Consider the following 570-nt stretch of genomic DNA (forward strand, 5'->3'; position numbering starts at 1 on the left):
GAGTTTGAATTCGGCAGTAAATGAGCGACGTAATCTTGTCATTGAACACCTCAGGTCATGGTGGCGACTGTACCACCTAAAATGGTGTCCGGGATGATTAGACCACTACAACCAGACTCTGCGACATTGTAAGCGGTCACAACACCTCAACTTTTACCTTGATAATCCCGTCGCGAATATTGCCGATGGCACTAAACGCAGATTTGGAGAGATCGATAATACGCCCCCTTTTAAAGGCGCCACGGTCATTGACCTTGACCACTACGCTCTTGCCGTTGGCAAGGTTGGTGACCCGCACCATGGCGCCAAAGGGCAATTCCATATGGGCGGCGCTATTGAGGTTATTGCGATAGCGCTCACCGCTGGCGGTCTTTTTGCCGTGATAACGGTCGGCATAATAGCTGGCGTAACCGGTTTCGCTATAGCCGCGCCAGCTGCCGCCGTGACGCTCGTCATAACTGTATGGAGATGGTATTCACCTGACAGTTGCCCACAAAAGGGAGTGGTCATACGGCTTCAAACCGGATAACAAAACGGTACCCCTACCGTGTTATCCGGAGTCACCGTATG

At 51.8% G+C, this 570-nt stretch carries 1 protein-coding gene; it reads right to left on the bottom strand.

Annotated elements, in window-relative coordinates; all coding sequences use genetic code 11:
* Positions 1-136: 136 nt before the first annotated feature.
* Positions 137-475 (bottom strand): septal ring lytic transglycosylase RlpA family protein, encoded by a 339-nt coding sequence (locus tag ACB040_RS20745; protein ID WP_338774996.1) that lies wholly within the window; start codon positions 473-475, stop codon positions 137-139.
* Between the last annotated feature and the right edge of the window lie 95 nt (positions 476-570).

This window comes from Aeromonas sp. S11(2024) (genome assembly GCF_041402345.1).
Lineage (GTDB): Bacteria > Pseudomonadota > Gammaproteobacteria > Enterobacterales > Aeromonadaceae > Aeromonas > Aeromonas veronii.